At 72.8% G+C, this 22,308-nt stretch carries 24 protein-coding genes and 1 pseudogene; 8 read left to right on the top strand and 17 right to left on the bottom strand.

Going from position 1 to position 22,308, the window contains the following annotated elements:
• Positions 1–26 precede the first annotated feature (26 nt).
• The 4 genes from tatB to sigE all read right to left on the bottom strand — a co-directional run bounded on the left by tatB (position 27) and on the right by sigE (position 3,426).
• Positions 27–422, bottom strand: coding sequence for a Sec-independent protein translocase protein TatB (gene tatB / locus AC07EG_RS01790; RefSeq protein ID WP_478251029.1), 396 nt, complete (start codon positions 420–422; stop codon positions 27–29).
• Between the two features lie 68 nt (positions 423–490).
• On the bottom strand, positions 491–2,026 hold the full coding sequence (locus AC07EG_RS01785) for a S1C family serine protease (RefSeq protein WP_478251028.1): 1,536 nt from the start codon (positions 2,024–2,026) through the stop codon (positions 491–493).
• 99 nt (positions 2,027–2,125) lie between these two features.
• The gene (locus AC07EG_RS01780) at positions 2,126–2,800 is read right to left on the bottom strand and encodes an anti-sigma factor family protein (protein WP_478251027.1); all 675 of its coding nucleotides are present in this window, start codon (positions 2,798–2,800) and stop codon (positions 2,126–2,128) included.
• On the bottom strand, positions 2,797–3,426 hold the full coding sequence (gene sigE / locus AC07EG_RS01775; RefSeq protein WP_478251026.1) for an RNA polymerase sigma factor SigE: 630 nt from the start codon (positions 3,424–3,426) through the stop codon (positions 2,797–2,799). Before sigE ends, AC07EG_RS01780 begins: the two co-directional genes overlap by 4 nt.
• A gap of 199 nt (positions 3,427–3,625) precedes the next feature.
• Between sigE and AC07EG_RS01770 the strand changes: the two genes are divergently transcribed.
• A complete protein-coding gene (locus AC07EG_RS01770; protein ID WP_478251025.1) occupies positions 3,626–4,261 on the top strand; it encodes an O-methyltransferase in 636 nt (211 codons plus the stop codon).
• A gap of 487 nt (positions 4,262–4,748) precedes the next feature.
• Here AC07EG_RS01770 and AC07EG_RS01765 read toward each other — a convergent pair whose 3' ends face one another.
• On the bottom strand, positions 4,749–5,888 hold the full coding sequence (locus AC07EG_RS01765) for an MFS transporter (protein ID WP_478251224.1): 1,140 nt from the start codon (positions 5,886–5,888) through the stop codon (positions 4,749–4,751).
• Positions 5,889–6,544: 656 nt separating this feature from the next.
• Between AC07EG_RS01765 and AC07EG_RS01760 the strand changes: the two genes are divergently transcribed.
• Positions 6,545–7,450, top strand: a complete 906-nt coding sequence (locus AC07EG_RS01760; protein ID WP_478251024.1) for a LysR family transcriptional regulator — start codon at positions 6,545–6,547, stop codon at positions 7,448–7,450.
• Here the strand turns inward: AC07EG_RS01760 and AC07EG_RS01755 are convergent.
• On the bottom strand, positions 7,441–8,895 hold the full coding sequence (locus AC07EG_RS01755) for a leucyl aminopeptidase family protein (protein ID WP_478251023.1): 1,455 nt from the start codon (positions 8,893–8,895) through the stop codon (positions 7,441–7,443). The two genes, AC07EG_RS01760 and AC07EG_RS01755, sit on opposite strands and share 10 nt — an antisense overlap.
• An 86-nt stretch (positions 8,896–8,981) precedes the next feature.
• Positions 8,982–9,149 (bottom strand): DUF3117 domain-containing protein, encoded by a 168-nt coding sequence (locus AC07EG_RS01750; protein WP_113698116.1) that lies wholly within the window; start codon positions 9,147–9,149, stop codon positions 8,982–8,984.
• A 195-nt stretch (positions 9,150–9,344) separates the two neighbouring features.
• Here AC07EG_RS01750 and AC07EG_RS01745 point away from each other — a divergent pair, with 195 nt between their 5' ends.
• Positions 9,345–10,157: an enoyl-CoA hydratase-related protein gene (locus tag AC07EG_RS01745; RefSeq protein ID WP_478251022.1), complete on the top strand. Its 813-nt coding sequence runs from the start codon at positions 9,345–9,347 to the stop codon at positions 10,155–10,157.
• On the opposite strand, the gene AC07EG_RS01740 is transcribed toward AC07EG_RS01745, so the two are convergent.
• The 7 genes from AC07EG_RS01740 to AC07EG_RS01710 all read right to left on the bottom strand — a co-directional run bounded on the left by AC07EG_RS01740 (position 10,158) and on the right by AC07EG_RS01710 (position 14,138).
• Positions 10,158–11,297 carry an RNA polymerase sigma factor gene (locus AC07EG_RS01740; RefSeq protein WP_478251222.1) on the bottom strand — a complete coding sequence of 380 codons (1,140 nt, stop codon included), beginning with the start codon at positions 11,295–11,297 and terminating at the stop codon, positions 10,158–10,160.
• Positions 11,298–11,305: 8 nt separating this feature from the next.
• Positions 11,306–11,713 (bottom strand): YciI family protein, encoded by a 408-nt coding sequence (locus tag AC07EG_RS01735; protein ID WP_478251021.1) that lies wholly within the window; start codon positions 11,711–11,713, stop codon positions 11,306–11,308.
• Between the two features lie 98 nt (positions 11,714–11,811).
• Entirely contained in the window at positions 11,812–12,372 is a 561-nt protein-coding gene (locus tag AC07EG_RS01730) for a DNA-3-methyladenine glycosylase I (RefSeq protein ID WP_478251020.1), read from the bottom strand.
• Positions 12,369–12,824: an SRPBCC family protein gene (locus AC07EG_RS01725; protein WP_478251019.1), complete on the bottom strand. Its 456-nt coding sequence runs from the start codon at positions 12,822–12,824 to the stop codon at positions 12,369–12,371. Before AC07EG_RS01725 ends, AC07EG_RS01730 begins: the two co-directional genes overlap by 4 nt.
• Positions 12,824–13,138, bottom strand: coding sequence for a DivIVA domain-containing protein (locus tag AC07EG_RS01720; protein ID WP_478251018.1), 315 nt, complete (start codon positions 13,136–13,138; stop codon positions 12,824–12,826). Before AC07EG_RS01720 ends, AC07EG_RS01725 begins: the two co-directional genes overlap by 1 nt.
• The gene (locus AC07EG_RS01715) at positions 13,135–13,818 is read right to left on the bottom strand and encodes a permease prefix domain 1-containing protein (protein WP_478251017.1); all 684 of its coding nucleotides are present in this window, start codon (positions 13,816–13,818) and stop codon (positions 13,135–13,137) included. The genes AC07EG_RS01720 and AC07EG_RS01715 overlap by 4 nt, the downstream gene beginning before the upstream one ends.
• Entirely contained in the window at positions 13,800–14,138 is a 339-nt protein-coding gene (locus AC07EG_RS01710; RefSeq protein ID WP_113696176.1) for a helix-turn-helix transcriptional regulator, read from the bottom strand. The genes AC07EG_RS01715 and AC07EG_RS01710 overlap by 19 nt, the downstream gene beginning before the upstream one ends.
• Positions 14,139–14,255: 117 nt before the next feature.
• On the opposite strand from AC07EG_RS01710, the gene AC07EG_RS01705 reads away from it, so the two are divergent.
• The 4 genes and pseudogenes from AC07EG_RS01705 to cydC all read left to right on the top strand — a co-directional run.
• Positions 14,256–15,392 (top strand): cytochrome ubiquinol oxidase subunit I, encoded by a 1,137-nt coding sequence (locus AC07EG_RS01705; RefSeq protein ID WP_478251016.1) that lies wholly within the window; start codon positions 14,256–14,258, stop codon positions 15,390–15,392.
• A gap of 3 nt (positions 15,393–15,395) precedes the next feature.
• Positions 15,396–16,340, top strand: a complete 945-nt coding sequence (locus tag AC07EG_RS01700; RefSeq protein ID WP_478251015.1) for a cytochrome d ubiquinol oxidase subunit II — start codon at positions 15,396–15,398, stop codon at positions 16,338–16,340.
• Positions 16,341–16,351: 11 nt separating this feature from the next.
• Positions 16,352–17,896 (top strand): thiol reductant ABC exporter subunit CydD, encoded by a 1,545-nt coding sequence (gene cydD / locus AC07EG_RS01695; RefSeq protein ID WP_478251014.1) that lies wholly within the window; start codon positions 16,352–16,354, stop codon positions 17,894–17,896.
• Positions 17,893–19,287 (top strand): annotated as a pseudogene (gene cydC / locus AC07EG_RS01690) (thiol reductant ABC exporter subunit CydC); the annotation flags it as partial. The gene cydD and the pseudogene cydC, both read left to right, overlap by 4 nt.
• Positions 19,288–19,296: 9 nt before the next feature.
• On the opposite strand, the gene AC07EG_RS01685 reads toward cydC, so the two are convergent.
• Complete coding sequence (locus AC07EG_RS01685; RefSeq protein ID WP_478251013.1) at positions 19,297–20,232, bottom strand: glucosyl-3-phosphoglycerate synthase; 936 nt, start codon at positions 20,230–20,232, stop codon at positions 19,297–19,299.
• Positions 20,233–20,301: 69 nt separating this feature from the next.
• Here AC07EG_RS01685 and AC07EG_RS01680 point away from each other — a divergent pair, with 69 nt between their 5' ends.
• Entirely contained in the window at positions 20,302–20,931 is a 630-nt protein-coding gene (locus AC07EG_RS01680) for a hypothetical protein (protein ID WP_478251012.1), read from the top strand.
• On the opposite strand, the gene AC07EG_RS01675 is transcribed toward AC07EG_RS01680, so the two are convergent.
• Both AC07EG_RS01675 and AC07EG_RS01670 read right to left on the bottom strand, forming a co-directional pair.
• Entirely contained in the window at positions 20,913–21,506 is a 594-nt protein-coding gene (locus AC07EG_RS01675) for an LOG family protein (RefSeq protein ID WP_478251011.1), read from the bottom strand. The two genes, AC07EG_RS01680 and AC07EG_RS01675, sit on opposite strands and share 19 nt — an antisense overlap.
• The gene (locus AC07EG_RS01670) at positions 21,506–22,294 is read right to left on the bottom strand and encodes an LOG family protein (RefSeq protein ID WP_478251010.1); all 789 of its coding nucleotides are present in this window, start codon (positions 22,292–22,294) and stop codon (positions 21,506–21,508) included. Before AC07EG_RS01670 ends, AC07EG_RS01675 begins: the two co-directional genes overlap by 1 nt.
• Between the last annotated feature and the right edge of the window lie 14 nt (positions 22,295–22,308).

Below are 22,308 nucleotides of genomic sequence, written 5' to 3'. Positions count from 1 at the left end.
CGGTTCTCGCGGGCCGCCCGGTCAGGTCAGGTGGCGTCCGGGTCGACCGGGGGCTTTTCACCCGGCTTGAGCGATTCCGGCGAGGACGAGGTGGCGGCCGGGTGGCCGTTCGGCTTGGTGACCTCGGAGCCGCCGTTCAGGCCGAGCGGGTCCGAGTCGCCGTCGAAGAGGTGCTGGGTGACGGCGCGCTTCGGGTCGAAGTTGCGCAGTTGCCGCAGGTCCTCCAGCGGCTTGCGGTACTCCTCGAACTCCGGGCCCATCTCGTCCTTGAGCTGCTGGCGTGCGCCACTGGCGAAGTCACGCACCTTGCGCATGCTCTTGCCCAGCCACGCCGCCGCTTCCGGCAGCCGCTCCGGGCCGAGGATGAACAACCCGGCCACGATGAGGACGAGGATCTCGCCCCAGCCCACGCTCTCGAACACCCGGTGACCTCCGCCTCGTGCACTGCGCCAAGCTCAGCGTACCGCCCGATCCGGTGACGATCCCAGGGTCAGTCCGAGCCCAGGGTGACGTCGACCACCAGTTGCCTGCCCTGGCGCGACAACTGCACCGGCACCACGTCGCCGATGCCGTGCTCCCGCACCACCACGGTCAGCTCGGTGGCCGTCCGCACGATCCGGTCGCCGACCTTGGTGATCACGTCGCCCTCCGCGATGCCGGCCGCCGCCGCGGGACCGCCGGGCGCGACGTTCTGCACCTGCGCGCCCTCGGAGGTGTTCGCCGCCACCGACGCCGCGTTCAGGCCCAGGTCGGCGTGCTTGACCGAACCCTGCTCGATCAGCGAACGGCTGATCCGGATCGCCTGGTCGATCGGGATGGCGAAGCCGATGCCGATGTTGCCGCCCTGGCCCTCACCACCCCCGAGGATGGAGGTGTTGATGCCGACCAGCGCACCGGTCGAATCCACCAGCGCCCCACCGGAGTTGCCCGGGTTGATCGGGGCGTCGGTCTGGATCGCGCCGTAGTTCGACGGCGGGCCGCCGTTCTCGCCCGGCATGCCGATCGGCCGGTTCAGCGCGCTGACGATCCCGCTGGTCACCGTGTTCTCCAGGCCCAGCGGCGAGCCGACGGCCAGCACCGAATCGCCGACCGCGAGGTCCGAGGACTTCCCGATCTGGACCACCACCGGATCCGGCACGTTCACCTTGACCACGGCGAGATCGGTCTTCGGATCGGTGCCGACCACCCTCGCCTCGGCCCGCGCGCCGTTGATGAACACCGCGGTGATCCTCGCGGACTGGTCCTTGACCGCCATCGAGACCACGTGGTCGTTGGTGAGGATGTAACCCTGCGGGTCGATCACCACGCCGGACCCGCTGCCGCCGCCCTCGCCGATCCGGATCTCCAGCGACACCACCGCCGGCGCCACGCGCTGCGCGACCTCGGCCACCGAACCCGGCGGGCGCTCCTTGCCCGCCTCGGCCTCGGCGATGTTCAGCTCCCCGGTCAGCGCGTCCCCGCGGTCGGACAGCCACCAGCCCGCCAGCCCGCCGACCGCGCCGATCAGCAGCGCCAGCACACCGAGCAACGCCAGCGCGGTGGGCTTCACCCGGCGGCCGAACAGCACCTCGGGCAGGCTGAGCATGGCACCACGCGGGCGCTCTTCGGGGTCTTCCTTCGGCGGTTCCCCGGTCGCGACCGCCGGGCCGCCCAGCAACGCGCCCGCGTTCGGGTCGCGCCAGGGGTCCGCGGGCTTCGACCACAGCGGCGCCTCGGGCTCGGTGGCGCCGCTGCCGCCCTGGTCACCGGCGGGGCGCTGCAGCACCACCCCGGCGGCCTCCGGCGGACGGCGGAACGCCTCGGCCAGCGACTCCGGGGGCGGCGGCGCCAGCTGGACCGGCGCCTTGCCGTTGCGTGAATCCGGGGTGTAGAGCCGGTCGAAGGCGCCGTCGACGCCCCGGGGCCTGCCGAAGACCGACGCCTGCGCCGGATCCACCGGCGGGCGCTCCAGTGGCCGTGGGGCGAGCCGGTCCTCGCGCCGCGGCGCGCCGGACGGGTCCTGCTGCGGATTGGGCTGCTGGCTCATTCATTCCTCGACGCGTGACCGGCCGTCGGCGCGACGAATACGCCGGACGTTTGCCGCGAATTCTGCCGTCCGCCCGGTGAAGTGGGCGTTGCGCCCTGATCAGCGACCGGCGGGCACGCCGGACGTGGTGGGCGTCGCACCGGCCGTCGTGCTGGCCGTCGTGCTGGCGGACGGCGGCGGCACCAGGCTGGGCGCGGGGTTCGCGCCGAACTGGGCGGGCAGCACGCCGGAGAGCGGGTCCTGCTTCGGGTCGGTGGCGATGTCACCGCCGTCGGTGCCGGAGGTGACCACCAGGGCGAGCGCGCTGAGCACGAGCCCGGACACGACCACCCCGGCGCCTTGCGCGGCCCGCCGCCCGGAGACGCCGAACCGGCCACCGCCGAGCACGTTGCGCGAGTTGCCCAGCGGCGCCGAGGAGCCGAGCGGGGCCGAGCCGTCACGCAGACCGGCCACCCGGTCGGGGCGCTGGATGGCGACCAGCTGACCGTCCTCGGTGATCGCCAGGTTGTCCGGCGTGGTGCTCAGTTCGGTGTGCTGGGGGATGTCCCGGAGGCTGGCCAGGAAGCCCGCCGACATGGCGGGGGCGTCCGCGCGCTTGACCTCGGCGCGGGCCTGGCGCTGCGCGGCCACCTCACCCGCGCACGACGGGCAGCGGGCGAGGTGGCTCGACGCGCGGTCCCGCGCGCCGAGGGAGAGTTCACCGTCGACGAACGCGACCACCGCGTCGGGCAGCAGGTGCGACTCGGGCAGTCCCCAACCGCGCGCTTCGGTCATGCCGGTGCCCCCACGGGGGACGGCACGGGGATGGCCTCGCGCTTCATCGCCCGCGCGCGCTCCAGCGAGGCGCGCAGGGCCTGGCGGCCGCGGTGGATCCGGCTGCGCACGGTGCCGAGCTTGACCCCGAGCGTGGCGCCGATCTCCTCGTAGGACAGGCCCTCGACGTCGCAGAGCACCACGGCGGCGCGGAACTCCGGCGGGAGCTCGTCCAGCGCGGCCTGCAGGTCGGGGTCGAGGTGGGTGTCGGAGTAGACCTGCTCGGGGCTCGGGTCGTCGCCCACGATGCGGTCGGTGTCCTCGGGCAGGCCCTCCATGCGCACGCGGGAGCGGCGGCGGGCCATGTCGAGGAAGAGGTTGGTGGTGATGCGGTGCAGCCAGCCCTCGAAGGTGCCGGGCTTGTAGTTGGCCAGCGAGCGGAACACCCGGATGAACGTTTCCTGGGTGAGGTCCTCGGCGTCGTGGGTGTTGCCGGTGAGGCGGTAGGCCAGGCGGTAGACCCGGTCGGCGTGCTCGCGCACGACCTCGTCCCAGGACGGTGGCGTCCAGGGGGTCTCAGCGGCGTCGTCGACGGCCACCGGCTCGACCTGCGTGCTCTTCTGCATCGTGGGGGAAGGCACCTCCATCAGGCTGATCTCCCAACTACTCCCCCTAACGCTGTCCCGGCGCAGGGTGTTCCCGGTTCGTTGCTCGTAGTCTGTCCGGCTTCCTTATGGTTGTAGTGAGACGGCGCTGAGAGGAGCCTGAGAAGTCCTCGGGGTGGATCTGCGGACCTGCCCGGCGGCCTGCGCTGATTTGTCGACAGGCACCGCTAACCTCACTGGCGTGCATTCCGACACACACCTGGCCGACCTGGGCCTCTTCGTCGAGGGCTACCTGCCCGACGACGAAGTCCTGGTCGCGTCGCGGGCCAGGTCGGCCGAACTGGGCTGCGATCCGGTCGGTGCGCCCTGCGGGGCCACGCTGAGCTTCCTCGCCGCGACGCTGCAGGCCAGGGCGGTGGTGGAGATCGGTACCGGGGTCGGGGTCAGCGGGCTGTACCTGCTGCGCGGCATGGCCGAGGACGGAGTGCTCACCTCGATCGACATAGAACCGGAATTCCACCGGGCGGCACGCAAGACGTTCTCCGAAGCCGGGCTGCCGCCCGGGCGCACGCGCCTGATCATGGGCCGGGCCCTGGACGTCCTGCCACGCCTCACCGCCGGCGGTTACGACCTGGTGTTCGTGGACGCGGCGCGGGCGGAGTACCCGAACTACTTCGAAGAGGGTGTGCAGCTGCTGCGGCCGGGTGGGGTGATCGCCTTCCACAACCTGCTTTCGGGGGTGCGGAACGGGCGTGACCCGGAGACGCTGGCCATGCGGGACGTGGCCAGGGCGGTGCGGGAGGACGACCGGCTGGTCCCCGCCGTGCTCCCGGTGGGTGGCGGGCTGCTGGTGGCTTCGGTTGCGTCAGCGACTTGAGGGGTGGCTGATCGCTTCGGCTGAGCAGCGGCCTTGAGCCGGGTGGGTGCTTTGGCCGGTGGGCCGCTTTGGCTGGGCCGGCTGCTTCGGCTGGGCTGGCTGCTTCGGCTGAGCAGGCCGCCTCAGCCGGGCAGACCGCATCAGCCGGTCAGGTGCGTTGGCCGAGTGGGCCACCTCGCTGGGCTGGCCGCCTCAGCCGGGCAGACCGCATCAGCCGGTCAGGTGCGTTGGCCGAGTAGGCCACCTCGCTGAGCTGGCCGCCTCAGCCGGGCTGGCTGCCTCGCTGGGCTGGCCGCTTTGGCCAGACAGGAGCATTTCGGCCGGAGTAGGCCGGGTCAGCCGAGCTGGCTGGGGCGGGCCGCTTCGGCCCGGCTGGTCGCGTCGGCTGGTCGGAGCGCTGGACAGGCATGAGGAGCGGCGGCCAAGCCGCGCGTCCGTCGGTGGCGGTGAGGGCGTGCCGCCAGGTGAGGTGCGGGGTGCGCCGCAGTCAGGCTGCGGATCGGGCGTGGCGGGGGCGGGAAGCCAGCAGGGAGAGCACCAGGGCGAGCAGCAGCCAAGCCGAGGTCAGGGCGATGAGCCAGCCCCAGCCCGCGTGCCCGTACACCGTCGCGCCGATGGTGCCGCCGAGGCTGCTGCCCAGGTAGTACGCCAGCGTGTACAGGCCGCCGACCTGGCCGCGGGCGGTCGGGGGTGCTTCGGCCGCGGCCCAGCCGTTGGCCACGGCGTGCGCGGCGAAGAAGCCACCGGTCAGCACCACGAAACCCACCGCTACGCAGGCCAGCGAGTCGAAGACGGTCAGCGCCGCGCCGAGCACGGTGGTCACCAAGGCCCCGGAGAGGGTGCGGAGCCTGCCGAACCTCGCGACCAGGCGGCCCGCGTACCCCGAGGTGAACGTGCCCATGGCGTAGGCGAGGAAGACCAGCGACGCGATCGCGGGCGGCAGGTCCAGTGGTTCGCCGGTGAGCCGGAACCCGGCCGCGTTGTACAGCGCGACGAACGAGCCCATCGCCAGCAGCGCCACCGAGTACTGCGCCAGCAGCACCCGGCTCGACAACGCCACCCGCAGGCCGCTGAGCGGGGCCTTGCCCGGTGAGGCGTCGGATTTCGGCAGGGTGAGCACGGTCAGCAACGCGCAGACCAGCGCGAGCGCCGCGGTCAGGCCGAGGGCGCCGGGCCAGCCGAGCCAGCCGGCGGTGAACCCGCTGGACAACCGGCCGAGCATGCCGCCGACGGTGTTCCCGGCGATCATCGCGCCCACCGCCGCGGCCACGCCGGCCTTGCCGAGGCGTTCGGCCAGGTAGGCGGCGGCGACCCCGGCGAAGCCCGCGATGGCGATCCCCTGCAGCGCCCGCAGGCCCAGCAACAGCGGGAAGTTCGGGGCGAACGGCAGCGCCAGCCCGAGCAGCACCGACGAGATCACCGACACCAGGATCACCCGCCGCCGCCCGATCACCTCGGACAGGGTGGCGATCGGCAGGACCGAGACCGCCAGCGCGCCGGTCGCCACGCTGACCGCCAGTGAGGCACCACCGGGCTCCAGCCCGAACCGCTCCGCAAGCTGCGGCAACACGGGTTGCGGCGCGTAGAGCAACGCGAATGATGAGATGCCAGCCGCGGCAACGGCCACGGTGACGCGTCGAGCGGGGGCGGCGGTCTGCTGAGCGGCGGCTTGTTCGGTGGCGGACCCCCGGGCGGCAGTTCCCTGGGTGGCAGTTCCCTGGGCGGCAGTTCCCTTGGCGGCGGCTTCTTCGGTGGCGGGCCCCTGGGTGGCGCTCTCCCGAGCGGCAGCCTCGTCGGCGGCGATCCCTCGGCTGGCGCGCTCCCCGGCGACAGCCTTCTGCGCAGCGCTTTTCCTGCCAGGAGTCTCCTGGGTGGCGCGCTCCTCGGCGGCGGCCTTTTGGATGACGCGCTTCTTGGTGGCGGCCTTTTGGATGACGCGCTTCTTGGTGGCGGTCTCCCGATCGGCAGTCCCCATGTTGGTGGCCTCTTCGGTGTCCGCCTGAGCAGCGGCCTCCCCAGCGACAGTCCCCCCGGCGGCTTCCCGAGTGTCACTCTCCCGGGCGGCCTCCCGAACGGCCGCCCCCTGGGTGGCCCCCTGGGCTCCGGTCCCTTGGCCTCCAGTCTCCCGAGCGGCACCCTCCCGAGCGGCCGTCGCATGGGCGCCCATCTCTCGGGCGGCCACCTCCCGAGCAGCCGTCTCCTGGGCGGCGGTGGTTCTCACCCCTCGAAGCTAAGCCGAGCTAATCAATACGTCTAATTCGGTTTCATGCGAGCATCGATACCGTGCTGAATGAATGGACCGACCAGCGGTTTGTCCAGGAGCTGGCCCCCGACCTCGCACTGCTCGCCGCGCTCAAGGTGACCGGGAACATAACCCGGGCAGCGGAACGGGTGGGCCTCCCGCAGCCGACCGCCAGTCGTCGCCTGGCTGCGCTCGGGCGTCAGCTCGGTGCCGCGTTGACCGTGCCGGACGGGCGCGGGATTCGGCTCACCCGGACCGGGCTGCTGCTCGCCGAAGCTGCCGAGAGAGCGGTGCTCTTTTTGGAGAGCGGTGCTCGACAAGTTCGGGAGGAGATCCACCCCGACCGCGGGCACGTCGTGCTCGGGTTCCTCCACCTGCTCGGCCGCTCCCTGGTGCCCTCGCTGCTCGCCGGATTCCGGCAGAAGCACCCGCGAACACGGTTCACCCTGGTCCAGGGCTCCCGCCAGGACGTGCTCGACCGCCTCGGCACCGGCGAACTGGACCTCGCGCTGGTCGCCCCGCTGCCCGCGGACCCCGCCTTCGACTCCGCCACCCTCACCCACGAGGAACTCCGCCTGAGCGTCCCCGCCGGGCACCCGCTGGCCGGCCGCGAACGCGTCCACGCCGCCGAGCTGGCCGACGAACCCTTCGTCACCCTCGAACCCGGCTACGGCCTCCGCCAGATCACCGACGAACTGTGCGCCGCCGCCGGGTTCAGTCCGGACATCGCGTTCGAAGGGCAGGAATCCGACACCGTCCGCGGGCTGGTCGCCGCCGGGCTGGGCGTCGCGCTGCTGCCGCGGTTCGCCCCCGGCACACCCGCCGGCGTCGCCGAGGTCCCGCTGGAACCGCCGGTCACCCGCACCATCGGGCTCGTCTGGTCAGCGGGCGACGACCTCACCCCCGCGGCGCGCGCCTTCCGCGCGCACGTGCTCGATCACGCGTAGGCGGCGGCCAGTTCGACCAGCGTGCGCGCGGCGAACCCGGTGCCGCCCGGCACCACGTCGGCGTAGGTGCGGTCCGCCCGCGCCGGCCCCGCGATGTCCAGGTGCGCCCACGGCACCCCGCCGGTGAACTCCCGCAGGAACAACGCCGCGGTGATGCCGCCGGGACCGCCGGGGGCCTGCTTGACGTCCCCGAGGTCACCCTTGACCGCTTCTTCGTGCACCTCCAGCAACGGCATCCGCCACCACGCCTCACCCGCCGCTTCCCCGGCCGCGGCGATCCGCGCGGCGAGGTCGTCGTCGGTGGCGAACAGGCCGCCGGTGCGCAGGCCGAGCGCGACCTTCATGGCGCCGGTCAGCGTGGCCACGTCGACCACCGCGTCCGGCTTGAACCGCTGGATGCCGTAGGCCAGCGCGTCGGCGAGCACCATGCGGCCCTCGGCGTCGGTGTTGCCGACCTCGGTGGTCCGGCCGCCGTAGTGCCGGACGATGTCACCGGGCCGGTAGGCGGACCCGGAAACGTGGTTCTCCGCGGCGGGCACCAGCGCGCTCACCCGCACCTTCAGCCCGAGCGCGGCGATCGCGCGGACGGCGGCGATCACCGCGCCACCACCCGCCATGTCGGTGCGCATCAGGTGCATGCCGTCGGCGGGCTTGATGGACAGGCCGCCGGTGTCGAAGGTGATGCCCTTGCCGACGTAGAGCAGGTGCTTGACCGCACCCCGCGGCCGGTAGTCCAGTTCGATCAGCCGCGGCGGGCTGGCCGAGCCGCCGCCGACCGCGAGCACCCCGCCGAAGCCCTGTTCGGCCAGCCACCGCTCATCCCGGGTGGTGGCGGTCAGCCCGGGCAGCCCAGCGGTGACCCGCTCGGCGGTGCCCGCCAGCCAGGCCGGGTCCTTCACGTTGGACGGTGTGTTCGCCAGGTCCCTGGCGAGCGCGGCCGCCGCGGCGAGGGTCCGCGCGCGGTCGACGGCTTCGGCGAACGCGGGCACGGCGCGTTCGAACCGCGGGATGAGGCGCAGCGTCCTGAGCCGGGGCTTCGGCTCCTCCTCGGTGACCCGGTAACGGTAACCGCCGAGCATCGCCCCCATGGCCAGCTCGTAGGCGGCCTCGGTGGTCGCGTCCTCGGCCAGTGCCACCTGCACCGCCTTGACCGGCTCGTGCTCGGCGTGGGCGTCGGCGGCCCTGGCCAGCGCGGCACCGGCGGCCCGGTAGCTCGCCGCCCCGCCGTCCCCGACGCCGACCAGCCAGCGCACCGGGGCGTCGCCGGGCACCAGCTTGACCTCACCCGCCTTGGCCGACGGCCGGACGCCGGCGATCGGCTCGAGCTCGGCCTCCTCGGCGGGTTGCGGCACCAGCACGGCCTCCAGCGCACCGCGCCGGGACACGTCCAGCACCTCGATGTCGACCAACCGGCCGGGTACGGACGGTAACGGAACGCGCGCCATCAGCGACCTCCAAGGAGTGCGGAATCCGGGCAGAAGTCAACCCCGGTCTCCGCGGACGGGGACCGGGGCATGGACCGGAAGCTGGTTCAGCCGGTGGCTTCCTGGAGCGCCGCGCCGAGATCCTTCGCTTCCTCGGCCGAGAGCTCGACGACGAGACGCCCACCGCCCTCGACCGGTACGCGCATCACGAGGCCCCGCCCCTCCTTAGTCACTTCGAGGGGACCATCTCCGGTCCGGGGCTTCATGGCCGCCATAGCGTGCTCCCTCCGTATCCACCGGCGCGCCCGGGGTCGCGCTCGCCAAAGCCAACCGGGTAGTAACCATTCTCCCTCATCAGCGAGCGCCCGCGCGCGCGGACCGATCTTTTCACACATCATCCGTGCTGGTATGCGGCTCGCCGGAGTGCCAGACTCGCCAGTCGGAAACCCCGAGGAACCACAGGAGCCGCAGTGACCACAGAGGACGTTCTCCTCATCGGCAACAGCACGGACAGCACCGGCACACCCGGTGTCCGCACGCTCACGCTGAACCGGCCGAAGGCGTACAACTCGCTGACCGTCGAACTGAAGGAGCGGCTGCTGGCCGCCCTGCGCGACGCGGCCGCCGACGAAACCGTGCGCGCGGTGGTGCTGACCGGCTCGGGCAAGGCGTTCTGCGCCGGGCAGGACCTCAAGGAGCACGTCGGGCTGCTGCAGGCGAACGACCCGTCGCCGCTACGCACGGTAGCCGAGCACTACAACCCCATCGTCGAGTTGATCACCGGCATGCCGAAGCCGGTCATCGCCGCGGTGAACGGGGCCGCGGCCGGGGCGGGTGCCGCCTTCGCCTACGCCTGCGACCTCCGCATCGCCGCGTCGTCGGCGAACTTCCTGATGGCCTTCGCCAACGTCGGCCTCGGCCCGGACTCGGGTGCGTCGTGGACGTTGCAGCGGCTCATCGGCTACGGGCGCGCCGCGGAACTGATGCTGCTGGCGCGGAAGGTGGAGGCCGACGAAGCCCTCTCCCTCGGCCTGGTCAGCGAAGTCGTGGCGGACGAGGACCTCGCCGCCCGGGCGCAGGCCGTGGCCGCGAAGCTCGCGGCGGGTCCGACGGTCGCCTACGCCAAGATCAAGGAGGTGCTCTCGGCCGCCGCCGAAAGCACCCTCGCCGAAGCGCTGGCCGCGGAAGAAGCCGCCCAGGCCGCGCTGGGTGGCACGGCCGACCACGCCGAAGCCGTCGACGCCTTCGTCAGCAAGCGCCGCCCGGACTTCCGGGGCCGGTGATCAGCGGGCGTTGAGCCGGGCGGCCTGCCGCGTCAGGTGCTGGCGCTCGGCGAGGTTGGCCGCCTGCACCGCCGCCTCGGCGTAGAGCCGGGCGGCGGTCGCGAGGTCACCGTCGCGTTCGTGGAGGTGGGCCGCCACCGCGGTGTACCGCGGCAGCTTCCGGTCCAGTTCCGCGAGCGCGGCCAGCCCGGCGCGTGGTCCGTCGGCCTCGCCGACGGCCACCGCCCGGTTGAGCCGGGCCACCGGGTTCGGCGTCAGCCGCACCAGTTCGTCGTACCACTCGACGATCTGCACCCAGTCGGTTTCCCCGGCGGTGGGCGCGTCGGCGTGGAGCGCGGCGATGGCGGCCTGGGCCTGGAACTCCCCCAGCTGGTCGCGGGCGAGAGCGGCCTGCAGGATTTCCACGCCCTCCGCGATCATCGTGGTGTCCCACCGGCCGCGGTCCTGTTCGGCCAGCGGCACCAGGCTGCCGTCGGCCGCGATCCGGCCGGCCCGCCGGGCGTGGTGGAGCAGCATCAACGCGAGCAGACCGGCCACCTCGGGGTGGTCGATCGCGGCCGCCAGCTGCCGGGTGAGCCGGATGGCTTCGGCGGCCAGGTCCACGTCACCGCCGTACCCCTCGTTGAACACCAGGTAGAGCACGCGCAGCACGGTGGCCACGTCGCCGGGCTGGTCGAGCCGCACGCCGGAAACGGTGCGCTTGGCCCGGCTGATGCGCTGCGCCATGGTCGCTTCGGGCACCAGGTACGCCTGCGCGATCTGGCGGGTGGTCAGCCCGCCGACCGCGCGCAGGGTGAGCGCGACCGCCGACGACGGCGTCAGCGACGGGTGCGCGCACAGGAAGTACAGCTGGAGCGTGTCGTCCGCGGACGGCGTCGGCCCCGGCTCCGGTTCCACCGAGTCGGCGAAGTCCTCACGGCGGCGGCGGGCGGCGTCCGCCCGGGTCGCGTCGAGGAACTTCCGCCAGGCCACGGTGACCAGCCAGCCCTTCGGGTCCCGCGGCGGCTCGGCCCCCCAGGTGCGGAACGCCTCGACCAGCGCCTCCTGCACGGCGTCCTCGGCCGCCGCGAAATCGGCTCCGCGGCGGACGAGGATGCCGAGCACGCCCGGGGTGAGGGCCCGGACCAGTGCTTCGTCCATCTCGCGGGTCACTCGGTGATGGCGGGGGGCGTGCCGTAGAACGGGCGCAGCTCCAGCCACTCGTGGATCGGCTCGCCGCCCGCCCCCGGCGCGGCCGACAGCTCCCCGGCCAGCTCGACGGCGCGTTCGTAGCTGTCGACGTCGATCACCATCCAGCCGGCGATGAGGTCCTTGGTCTCGGCGAACGGCCCGTCGGTGATCGGCGGGCGGCCTTCGCCGTCGTACCGGACGAAGGTGCCCTCGGGGGAGAGCGCCTGCCCGTCGACGAACTCGCCGGTCTCCCGCAGCCGGTCGGCGAACTCGTTCATGTACTGGATGTGCGCGGTGACCTCCTCCGGCGCCCACTTCTCCATCGGCACGTCGTTGACCGCGGCCGGGGCGCCGCGGTAGTGCTTGAGCAGCAGGTACTTGGCCATGGTGGTACTCCTTCGCGGTGGTCGCGGCCCATTCTGGCCGCGTTCGGCCCTGGGACGGAGCCGGGCACCGGATCTCGACACACCCGCCGGAATTTTTTTCAGCGGGCCCGGAAGCAGCCGGCCACGTGGTCGTCGACCATGCCGGTGGCCTGCATGAGGGCGTAGCAGGTGGTCGGGCCGACGAAGGCGAAGCCGCGCTTCTTCAGCTCCTTCGCCATGGCGCGGGACTCCGGGGTGATGGCCGGGACGTCCGCCATGGTGGCCGGTCGCGGCGGCGAGTCGGGCGCGAAGGACCACAGCAGTTCGTCCAGTGGCTGGTCCAGGGCGGCCACCGCCCTGGCGTTGCGGATGGTGGCCTGGACCTTCAGCCGGTTGCGGACGATGCCCGCGTCGCCGAGCAGCCGGGCCACGTCGTCGTCGGTGAACTCCGCGACGACGGCGGGGTCGAAGCCGGCGAACGCCCGGCGGAACGCCTCGCGCTTGCGCAGGATGACGATCCACGAAAGGCCCGACTGGAAGGCTTCCAGCGAAAGGCGTTCGAACAGGGCCTGCTCACCGCGCAGCGGCACCCCCCATTCGGTGTCGTGGTAAACGGCGTAGTCCGGGGCGGAATTGCCCCACGCACACCGGGGAACACCGTCCTCGCCGACCAGGTTCACCGCTCCCCCACCGAATAGGACTCCGCGAACCGCGCGAAGCGGTCCAGTGAATACCGCACGCCCAGGGCGAACACCGGTTTGGCCACCGGCCAGCCGAGCTGCCCGAGCGGGCCCAGCGGCAGCTTCAACTGCTCCGACCACACCAAAGTGGACCGGTCGGCGCCCTGCGCGTGCACGTGGAACGCACCGGTCCCGCGCACCACCCGGCCCAGGTGCCGCACCGTGCAGCGCACCGGCGGCTCCCACCCGGTGATCTCCATCGGGTCGGTGAAGCCGATACCCCCGATCCCGGTGAACGCCGCCAGCCGCGAGCCGACGCTGCGGCCGTTGCCCTCGGTCACCTCGACGCGGGTGCCGAGCATCCACTCCGCCTGCCGCGCCCAGTCGGTCAGCGCCAGCCAGGTCGTTCCGGCGGGTGCGGCCACCGCCACCGACAGCACCAGCTCCGGCATCAGACCGCGTCCTCCCGGCGCCCGTGCAACTCCGCCTCCAGCCGCGCCACCCGCGCCCGCAGTTCGTCCAGCTCCAGGCCGGCCCGCCGCAGCACCCAATCCACTTCGGACATCTTGTACCCGCGCAGCACCAGCTGGAAGCGCACCGCCCGCAGGTCCTCGCCGGTCAGGTCCTCGGCGGGCAGCCGGGTCGGCGACGCGCCGGGCGCCAGCGGGGCCAGTTCCTCACCCCGGCCGAACACGACCGCGGCCAGCAGGAACACCACGGCCGCGACCAGCAGCATGATGACGAGGTAGATCAGCGCGGTGGTCACGCCACGATCGTGACACAGGCGCGCCAGGACCGTCGCGCCAGCACGACCAGCCGGGCACTGATCAGCATCGAGAGCAGGCCGACCACCGCACAGGGCCACGACAACAGCAGCAGGCCGGGATCGATCGCCCCGCTCACGCCCACCAGCACCAGCCGGATCAGCAGGTCGGCGCCCACCGCGGTGGCCGCCACCAGCGAAACCCAGCGCCCGGCCCGCGCCGATCGCGCGTACCGGCAGAGCACCCGCGCCACCAGCAGCGCGAGCAACCCGGCCGCGGCCATCACGTAACCGGTGTAGTCGACCGCCAGCGCCAGCGGGCCATACCACTCGGGCAGCACCACGCCGGTATTGCTCCACGAGCCGAAGGTGGTCATCCGCGTCAGTTCCCACAGCACGTGCATCAGCGGCAGGGCCAGGGCGAGCGAGCGCAGCGCCTGGACCCCGGTCGCCAGCCCCAGTTCGGCCTGGTAGTCCACGCGCACCTCGGCCACCGAACCGAAGTCCGCGACCGCGCGCCGCTGCGCTTCGTCCTCGGACCAGCCCGCCGACCGGTACCGCTCGGTGGCGTCGTCGAGGCTGTCGCGGGCCTCGGCGAGCAGGTCGGACTTGCGCGGGGGCGAGCCGTAGAGCGAACCGGCCAGGTCCTCCAGGTAGCGGTCGATCACGCCTGCGCCGGCCATGCCTGCCCTCCCAGCACCGCGCCGATCACCGAGGTGAACTGCTGCCACTCGGCGCGTTCGGCGGCGAGCGCCTTCTGCCCGGCGCGGGTCAGCCGGTAGGTGCGCCGCTTCCGGCCGGACACCACGTCCCACTCGCTGGCCAGGAAACCGGCCCGTTCGAGCCGCCGCAGCGCCGGGTAGACGGTGCCGGTCGGCAGGTCGAGCGCGCCGCCGCTGCGGGCCTGCAGTGCCTCGATGATCGCGTAGCCGTGCAGCTTGCGACCGTCCAGCACGGCCAGCAGCAGGGCGTCCAGATGTCCGCGCAACGCGTCCGCCTTCATGCATAGGCACTCTACTGGTGCGGGCATCGGGGAGGTACCGGAGCCGACCCTGACTTTTCCCCGACCTCATAGATTTTGCCGCTACATGTAGCCTAGCTACATGTAGCCTGCGACACCATGGAGGCCCTACCGATCGCGCGGTGGCAGTTCGCCACCACCACCTCGTTCCACTTCCTGTTCGTGCTGCTCACCCTCGGCCTGGTCACCCTGGTGGCGATCATGCAGACGCGCCACGCGCTCGGCGGGCAGCCGGTGTTCGCCAGGATGACCCGGTTCTGGGGCAGGCTCTACGTGGTCAACTACGCACTGGGAATCGTCACCGGAATCGTGATGGAATTCCAGTTCGGGTTGAACTGGAGTGGTTTGTCCAGTTATGCCGGTGACGTCTTCGGCGCCCCGCTGGCCATCGAGGCGCTGGTCGCCTTCTTCCTCGAATCCACCTTCCTCGGGCTGTGGATCTTCGGCTGGGACCGGCTGGGCAAGTGGCTGCACCTGGCGTTGATCTGGCTGGTCGCGCTGACCGCGTACGCCTCGGCGTTCTGGATCATGGCCGCCAATTCGTTCCTGCAGAACCCGGTCGGCTCGGTCGAGGAGAACGGGGTGCTGCGGCTGACCGATTTCGGGGCGCTGCTGACGAATCCGACCTTCGTTTCCGCATTGCCGCACGTGCTCAGCGGTGCCCTGTTCACCGGCGGTGTGTTCGTCGTCGGCATCAGCGCCCACCACTTCCTGCGGCGCACCGGGGAGGTCGACTTCTTCCTGCGGTCGATGCGGCTGGGGGTGGTCGTGACGCTGCTCGCCGTACCGGTGGTGCTGGGCTTCGGTTTCGCGCAGTTCCCGGCGGTTTCCGAGGTGCAGCCGGACAAGTTCGACAGCGGCGCGGTCGGGTTGCCGCTGGGGCTGATGATCACGATCGGCGAGCTCTTCCTGCTCGCCGCCCTGATCGCGTTGCCGTTGCTGGTGAAGAACCGGATCTCCCGGGTGCGGCCGTTGCTGCACCTGATGGTCTGGGGCATCCCGCTGCCGTTCGTCGCGGCGATCTGCGGCTGGCTGGTGCGGGAACTCGGCAGGCAGCCGTGGCTGGTGTTCGGCAAGCTGACCACCGCCGACGCCGTCTCCGACCTGGGCGCCGGTCAGGTGCTCACCTCGTTCGTCGTGTTCACCGCGCTCTTCGCCGCACTCGCCGTCGCCGACTGGGTCCTGCTGTCCCGGCTGGCCCGCCGTGGCCCGGAGCCCGTCCTCTCGGGGGTTTGATCCGTGGAACTGTTCTTCTGGGGCCTGCTCGGGCTGCTGCTCGCCGGGTACTTCGCGCTGGCCGGTTACGACTACGGCGTCGGGATGCTGCTGCGGGTGTCCGGCCGCGACGAGGCCGGGCGCCGCCGGGTGCTCGGCTCGTTCGGGCCGTTCTTCCTCGGCAACGAGGTGTGGCTGGTGGCCGCGGTCGGCCTGCTGTTCGGGGCCTTCCCGCTGCTGGAGGGCAAGCTGTTCCGGCAGAACTACCTGGTCGTGGTGGCGTTGCTGCTGGGGCTGGTGGCGTTCACCGCCGCCGTGCAGCTGCGGAGCAGGCGACCGGGGGCCGGGCGCGGTGGCTGGGACCTGCTGGTCACCGTTGGTGCGCTGGTCACCACGGTGTCGTGGGGGGTGTTCTTCGGGAACCTGGTGCGCGGGCTGCCCGCGACCGGCCCGGTGCCCGTCGCCGATCCGTATTCGCTGGGGTGGGGGCTCGGGTTCGTGGCGTTGTTCGCCCTGCACGGCGCGGCTTTCCTGCGGGTGCGCGGAGACGCCGGGACGGCGGTGCGGGCCGGGCGGCTGGTGCGGTGGCTGGTTCCGGTGGTGGCGGGCTTCGTGGTGGTGATCGCCGGGTGGACGGCGCTGACGGTCACCGCGGAGCGGCCGTGGGTGGCGTGGGCGGTCTTGGCGGCGGCGGTGCTCGCACTGGTGGTGGCCCGGCTGGGGACGCCGCGGGTCGCGCTGGCCGGGACGATGGCGCTCGCCGTGCTGCCGGTGGTGCTGGCGGGCACGCTGCGCTTCCCGTACCTGCTGCTGTCGCTGGACCTGCACCGGGCGGCGGCCTCCCCGGCGACGCTGCGGTTGCTCACCTTCGTCGCCGTGCCCGCGGTCGCCGTGGTGGTGCTGGTGCAGTGGCTGACCTGGCGGGCGAACCGGTGGCCGCTCGGCGACCGTTCGCTGCTGCACTTCTGAGGGGGACGGGAATGCGCCCGATCGACCCACGCCTGCGTGAGGAACTCCCCGGCTTCTCGCGGTACCTCGCCGCGCTCGGGGTGCTCGCCGCGCTGACCGCCGTCGCCGTCCTGGTGCAGGCCGAACTGCTGGCCGGGCTGCTGATCGCACCGGCGGCGGGCACGGCGGCCCTGCTCGGCGGCGCGGTGCTCGGCCGGACCGCGCTGACCCGGGCGGGCGGTGCCCTGGCTGACCGGTACACCGCCACGGTCAAGACCACGCTGCGGAACCGCGTGCTGACGCGGTCGCTGCACACCCCCGACGCCGGGCGCACGGCCACCCTGGTCACCCGCGGCATCGACGGCGTGCACGGTTACTTCGCCGAGTACCTGCCGAAGCTGGCCGGCTCGGTGGTCATCCCGCTGGCCGTGCTGGCGCGGCTGCTCACCGCGGACCTGGTGGCGGGCCTGACGGTGGCCGTCACGCTGCCGCTGGTACCGGTGTTCGCCGCCCTCGTCGGCGCGCACACCCGCGCCCGCACCGACCGGCAGTGGCGGCTGCTGTCCACTTTGGGCGGTCACTTCCTCGACGTGGTCAGCGGACTGCCGACGCTCAAGGTGTTCGGCCGGGCGAAGGCGCAGGCGGACACCGTGCGCCGCATGGCGGACGCCCACGCGAGCGCGACCATGCGCACGCTCCGGGTGGCGTTCCTCTCGGCGCTGGTGCTGGAACTGGTCGCGACGCTGTCGGTGGCGCTGGTCGCCGTGCCGGTCGGCCTGCGGTTGCTCGACGGCGGCATCACCGTGCAGACCGCGCTGGTGGTGTTGCTGCTGGCGCCCGAGGCGTACCTGCCGCTGCGGGCGGCGGGCGCCAAGTTCCACGCCAGCGCGGAGGGGCTGGCCGTGCTGGCGGAGGTGCGTGCCCTTCCCGAAGCCCGGCCGAACGGGAGCGAACAGCCCGGCCGGGGGGAGATCCGGTTCGACGGGGTGACCGTGCGCTACCCCGGCCGCGACCACGACGCGCTATCCGATGTGGACTTGACGATCGAGCCGGGAGAACGCATCGCGCTGGTGGGGCCGAGCGGGGCGGGCAAGAGCACGCTGCTCGCCGTGCTGCTCGGCTTCGTCCAGCCGACCGGGGGCCGGGTCCTGGTCGACGGCGTCGACCTGCGTGACCTCGACCTGACCGCCTGGCGGGCCCGGCTGGCGTGGGTGCCGCAGCGGCCGACGGTGTTCCCGGGCAGCCTGGCGGACAACATCAGCCTGGGCGCCGATGGGGACGTCACCGCCGCCGCCGGAGCCGCCGAGATCGATTTCGACCGGGCGACCGGGATCTCGTCCGGGCAACGCCAGCGCGTCGGCCTGGCACGGGCGTTCCTGCGGCCCCACGCCGAACTCCTGCTGTTCGACGAACCGACCGCCCACCTGGACACCGAGACCGAGGCCGCGGTCCTGCGCACCGCCGCCCGGCTGGCCGAGGGCCGGACCGCGGTGCTGGTCGCCCACCGGCCGGCCATGGCCGCACTGGCCACCCGGGTGGTCGAACTGCGTCACGGCCTGCTGCGGGAGGAAGCATGAAACTGCTCTGGGCGGCGCTGCTCGCGACCGCCGCCGAACTCGCGGGACTGGCGCTGATGGGGCTCGCGGCCTGGTTGCTGTTGCGGGCGGCCGAGCAACCGCCGATCACCGCGCTGACGGTGGCGATCGTCGCCGTGCGGGCGCTGGCGCTGCTGCGGGGTTCCCTGCGGTACGCCGAACGCCTCGCCGGGCACCGGGTCGTGCTGTCGACGATCGGCGAGGTGCGGGCCAGGGTGTACCGCGCGCTGCTGCCGCACCGGGACCCGCTGGCCTCCGACGCCGACCTGCTCGCCCGCGTGGTGTCCGATGTGGACGCCGCACAGGACGCCGTGCTGCGGTGCCTGCTGCCCGCCGGGGTGGCCGCGCTGACCGGCGCGATCGCGGTCGGGGTCAGCGCGCTGTTCTCCCCGCCCGCCGCGCTGGCACTGGCGACCGGGCTCGGGCTCGGCGGCGTCGTGCTGCCGTGGTGCTGCGCCCGGTTGACGGCCGTGGCCGCGGCTCGGAGCGCGCCGGCCAGGGCCGCGGTCGGCGAGCACGCCGTGGACCTGGTCCGCGGTGCGGAAGAACTGCTCGCCCACGGGGCCGATCGGCGGGCGCTGGCCGCGGCGGCGAAGGCGGTCGGCGACCTGGCCGCCGCCGAACGCGCCCACTGGGTGCCCGTGCTCGCGGCGGCGGGTGTCGCGCTGCAACTGGGCACCACGCTGGCGATCTGCCTGGTCGCCGGAGTTCCCACCCCGTTGACGGCCGCGCTCGCCCTGGGGGCGCTGGCGGCGTTCGAGGTGGTGTTGCCGCTGCCCGCCGCCGCCCAGCGGTGGGTCCAGTGCCGGACGTCGATCCGGCGCCTGCGGGCGTTGCTGGCCGAACCCGCTCCCGAACCCGGCACCGCCGTCGTGCCGGACGGCCCGGTGCACCTGCGGCTCACCGGGGCCACCGCCCGCGGTCTGCCGCTGGCCGACCTCGACCTGCCGCCGGGCAGGCGGGTCGCCCTGCTCGGGCCGAGCGGTTCGGGCAAGTCCACGGTGCTGCACGTGCTGCTCGGCCTGCTCGAACCCCAGACGGGCGGGGTCACCGTGAACGGGCGCGCCCTCAGCGGGTTCGACCCGGACCAGCTCCCCCGGATCGTCAGCGGCGCCACCGCGCACGCGCACGTCTTCCAGCTCACCGTGAAGGAGAACCTGTTGCTGGCCGCCCCCGAAGCGGCCGACGCCGAACTCCGCCGCGCCTGCGAAGCCGTGGACCTGGACTGCGCCTGGGAAATCGACGCGACCACGCTCTCCGGCGGCCAGCGGCGGCGGCTCGCGCTGGCGCGTGCCGTGCTCGCCCGGCCGCGGGTCCTGGTGCTCGACGAACCGACCGAGGGCCTGGACCCGGTGCACGCCCGGCGGGTGCTCGACGGGGTGTTACGGGCGTGCCCCGGGGCCACCGTGGTGCTGGCCACCCACGACCCCGCCGAGGCGCGCGGCTTCGAGCATCGGCGGCCGGTCCGCGATGAGCACCTCGGTGACGTCGGGCAGCCACTCCCCGGAGACCTGCACGAACTGGGTCAGCTCACCACCGGCCTGGTCGATGCCGCAGCGCGCGAGCGTGGTGCCGAGGATCTGCCTGGCCATCACGCCCAGCTGCAGCAGTGACCGGTTGCGGTGCTTGCGCACCCCGAGGTTGACCTGCGCCAGCCCGTCGACGCCGTACCGGGCCTCGGCGTCGAGCAGCAGCCCGATCTCCACCCCGTACCCGGCGGCGAACGGCACCGACTCGAGGAATTCGCGGGTGGCCGCGTACTCCCCGCCGAGCGGCTGGACCAGGCCGCCCAGCTGCGGGCGCAACGCGGACAGCAGCGGGCGGGCCAGCAGTTCGGTGACCCGGCCGCCGCCGGTGCTCTCCAGCCGCAGCGGACGGCGGTAGAAGCCCTTCACCAGGTGCACGCCCGGCGCGGTGAGCAGCGGCCCGAGCAGCGACGGCACGAACGCCGGATCGGGGTCGACCAGGTCCGAGTCGAGGTAGACGACCAGGTCGCCGCTGGTGGCCGCGAGCGCCCGCCAGAGCACCTCGCCCTTGCCGGGCCACGGCGGCAGGTGCGGCAGCACGTCCTCGCGCCGCACCACCCTGGCACCGGCGCGGGCGGCGACCCCCACGGTGTCGTCGGTCGAGCCGGAGTCGACCACGACCAGTTCGTCGACCAGGGAACCCGTGTGCGGCAGCACCGAGGCGATCACCCCGGCGACCGTTCCGGCCTCGTCGAGCGCGGGCAGGACCACCGAAACCGTGCGGCCCGCCTTCGCCGCCACGAGCTCGGCGGCGGACCAGCGCGGTTCCTGCCACGTCCTGGGATTACTCATGAGTACAACTGTATGGCGCCCGAACCGTTACGCCGCGGCGGCCGGTCCGCCGGTACCGTCTGCACCGGCATGGACCACAGACGCATTCGAAGATCCCTGGCCGGTTTCGGCGTGGCCGCCCTGCTGGCCGGTTGCGGCTCCGGCCCCGTCGATCCCGGTACGCCCAGCACCTCGAGCCCGCCGCCGCCCCCCGAACCGATGCCGGTGCGGACGCTGCCCGCGCCGAGCGGCCCCGACTACCGCACCCCGGCCTTCGTCGCGCAGGGCGTCGCCCAGGGCACCAGCACCCGGTTCCGCGGACGCGCCGAAATCGCCGGCCGCACCACGCTCGGGGTGGTGCTGCGGATCTCCGAGCTGCGCGGGGAGGTGACCGGTGACGCCGTGCTGCCCGCCTCGGTGCACTTCCCCAGCAGCGGGGTCTGCGCCCCGATCTCGCTGTCGGACTGCGGTGCCCAGTTCATCGCGTTCGGCAGCTTCGCCCCGGAACCCAAGGCCCGCGCCGATTCCGAGGTGCTGCGTGAAGGCGCGACTTCGGCCACCGAAACCCGGTTGCGCGAAGGCGTCTCGTACTACGTCTCGGCCTACGCCGACGTGCCCGCGCAGATCGACCTGAGCCGCACCGAGATCTGCTTCAGCGGCGGCGAGGACTCGTGCCTGCCGGTGGCCGGGCTGCCGAACATCTACCGGTTCGGCGTTTGACCGCTCCACTTGTCCACGACGACGCCGGCAACTTCACCGTGCGAGGCGAAAGCCGCCAGCAACACCCGGGGGTCCTCGTCCACGGTCACCATCTCGCGGTGCTGCGGCCGCAGGAACCCCTCGTCCACCATGTGGTCGACGAACTTCCGCAGCGGCTGGAAGTACCCCGCGACGTCCACCAGGCCGAGCGGTTTCGCGTGCAGTCCCAGCTGCGCCCAGGTCCACACCTCGAACAGCTCCTCCAGGGTGCCCGCACCACCCGGCAGCGCCAGGAAACCGTCGGACAGCTCGGCCATCATCGCCTTGCGCTCGTGCATCGTGTCCACCACGTGCAGCTCGGTCAGCCCGTGGTGGCCGACCTCGGCGGTCATCAGGTGCCCGGGGATCACCCCGATCACCTCACCGCCCGCGGCCAGCGCGGCATCGGCGACCACTCCCATGGTGCCCACGCTCGCCCCGCCGTAGACCAGCCCGATGCCGCGCTCGGCGAGCAGCTCCCCCAGTGCCGCGGCCCGCTCGGTGTAGACCGGCCGGTTGCCGGGCGAGGAGCCGCAGAAAACGCAGACCCGCTTCACTAGTGGGCTTCCTCCCATGCCTTGTACGCCTCCTGCACCACCGCCACCGCGTCGTCGACGTCGTCGGTGACGTGCAGCAGGTCCAGATCCTTCTGCCCGATCTTGCCCTCGCGCAACAGGGTTTCCGCGATCCAGTCGTACAGCCCGCCCCAGTAGTCGCTGCCGAAGAGCACCACCGGGAACTTGGTCACCTTCTTGGTCTGCACCAGGGTGAGCGCCTCGAACAGCTCGTCGAGCGTGCCGAAGCCGCCGGGCAGGCAGATGAACGCCTGGGAGTACTTGATGAACATGGTCTTGCGGGTGAAGAAGTACCGGAAGTTCACCCCGAGGTCGACCCACGGGTTCAGGCCCTGCTCGAACGGCAGCTCGATGCCGAGGCCGATGGAGAACCCGCCCGCCTCGGAGGCCCCGCGGTTGACCGCTTCCATCGCCCCCGGCCCGCCGCCGGTGATGGTGGCGAACCCGGCGTTGGCCAGCGCACCGCCGATCTTGCGGCCCAGCTCGTACTCGGGGTGCTCACGCGGCGTGCGGGCGGACCCGAACACGGTCACCGCCCGCGGCACCTCGGCCAGCGCGCCGAAGCCCTCGACGAACTCGGCCTGGATGCGCAGCACCCGCCACGGGTCGGTGTGCACCCAGTCGGACGGGCCGCGGGAGTCGAGCAGCCGCTGGTCGGTGGTGGTGGCCTCGGAACGCTGTCCGCGTCGCAGGACGACCGGGCCACGGTGCTTCTCCGGCGGGTGCTCCGGGTAGTTCTCGCCGGGCACCTCTGCAGTTCGTTCAGTCACCGTCCCGAGCTTAC

Source organism: Amycolatopsis sp. NPDC045836 (genome assembly GCF_056431745.1).
The sequence above is the reverse complement of the archived record's forward strand: the minus strand, read 5'-3'. Positions and strand labels throughout refer to the sequence as shown.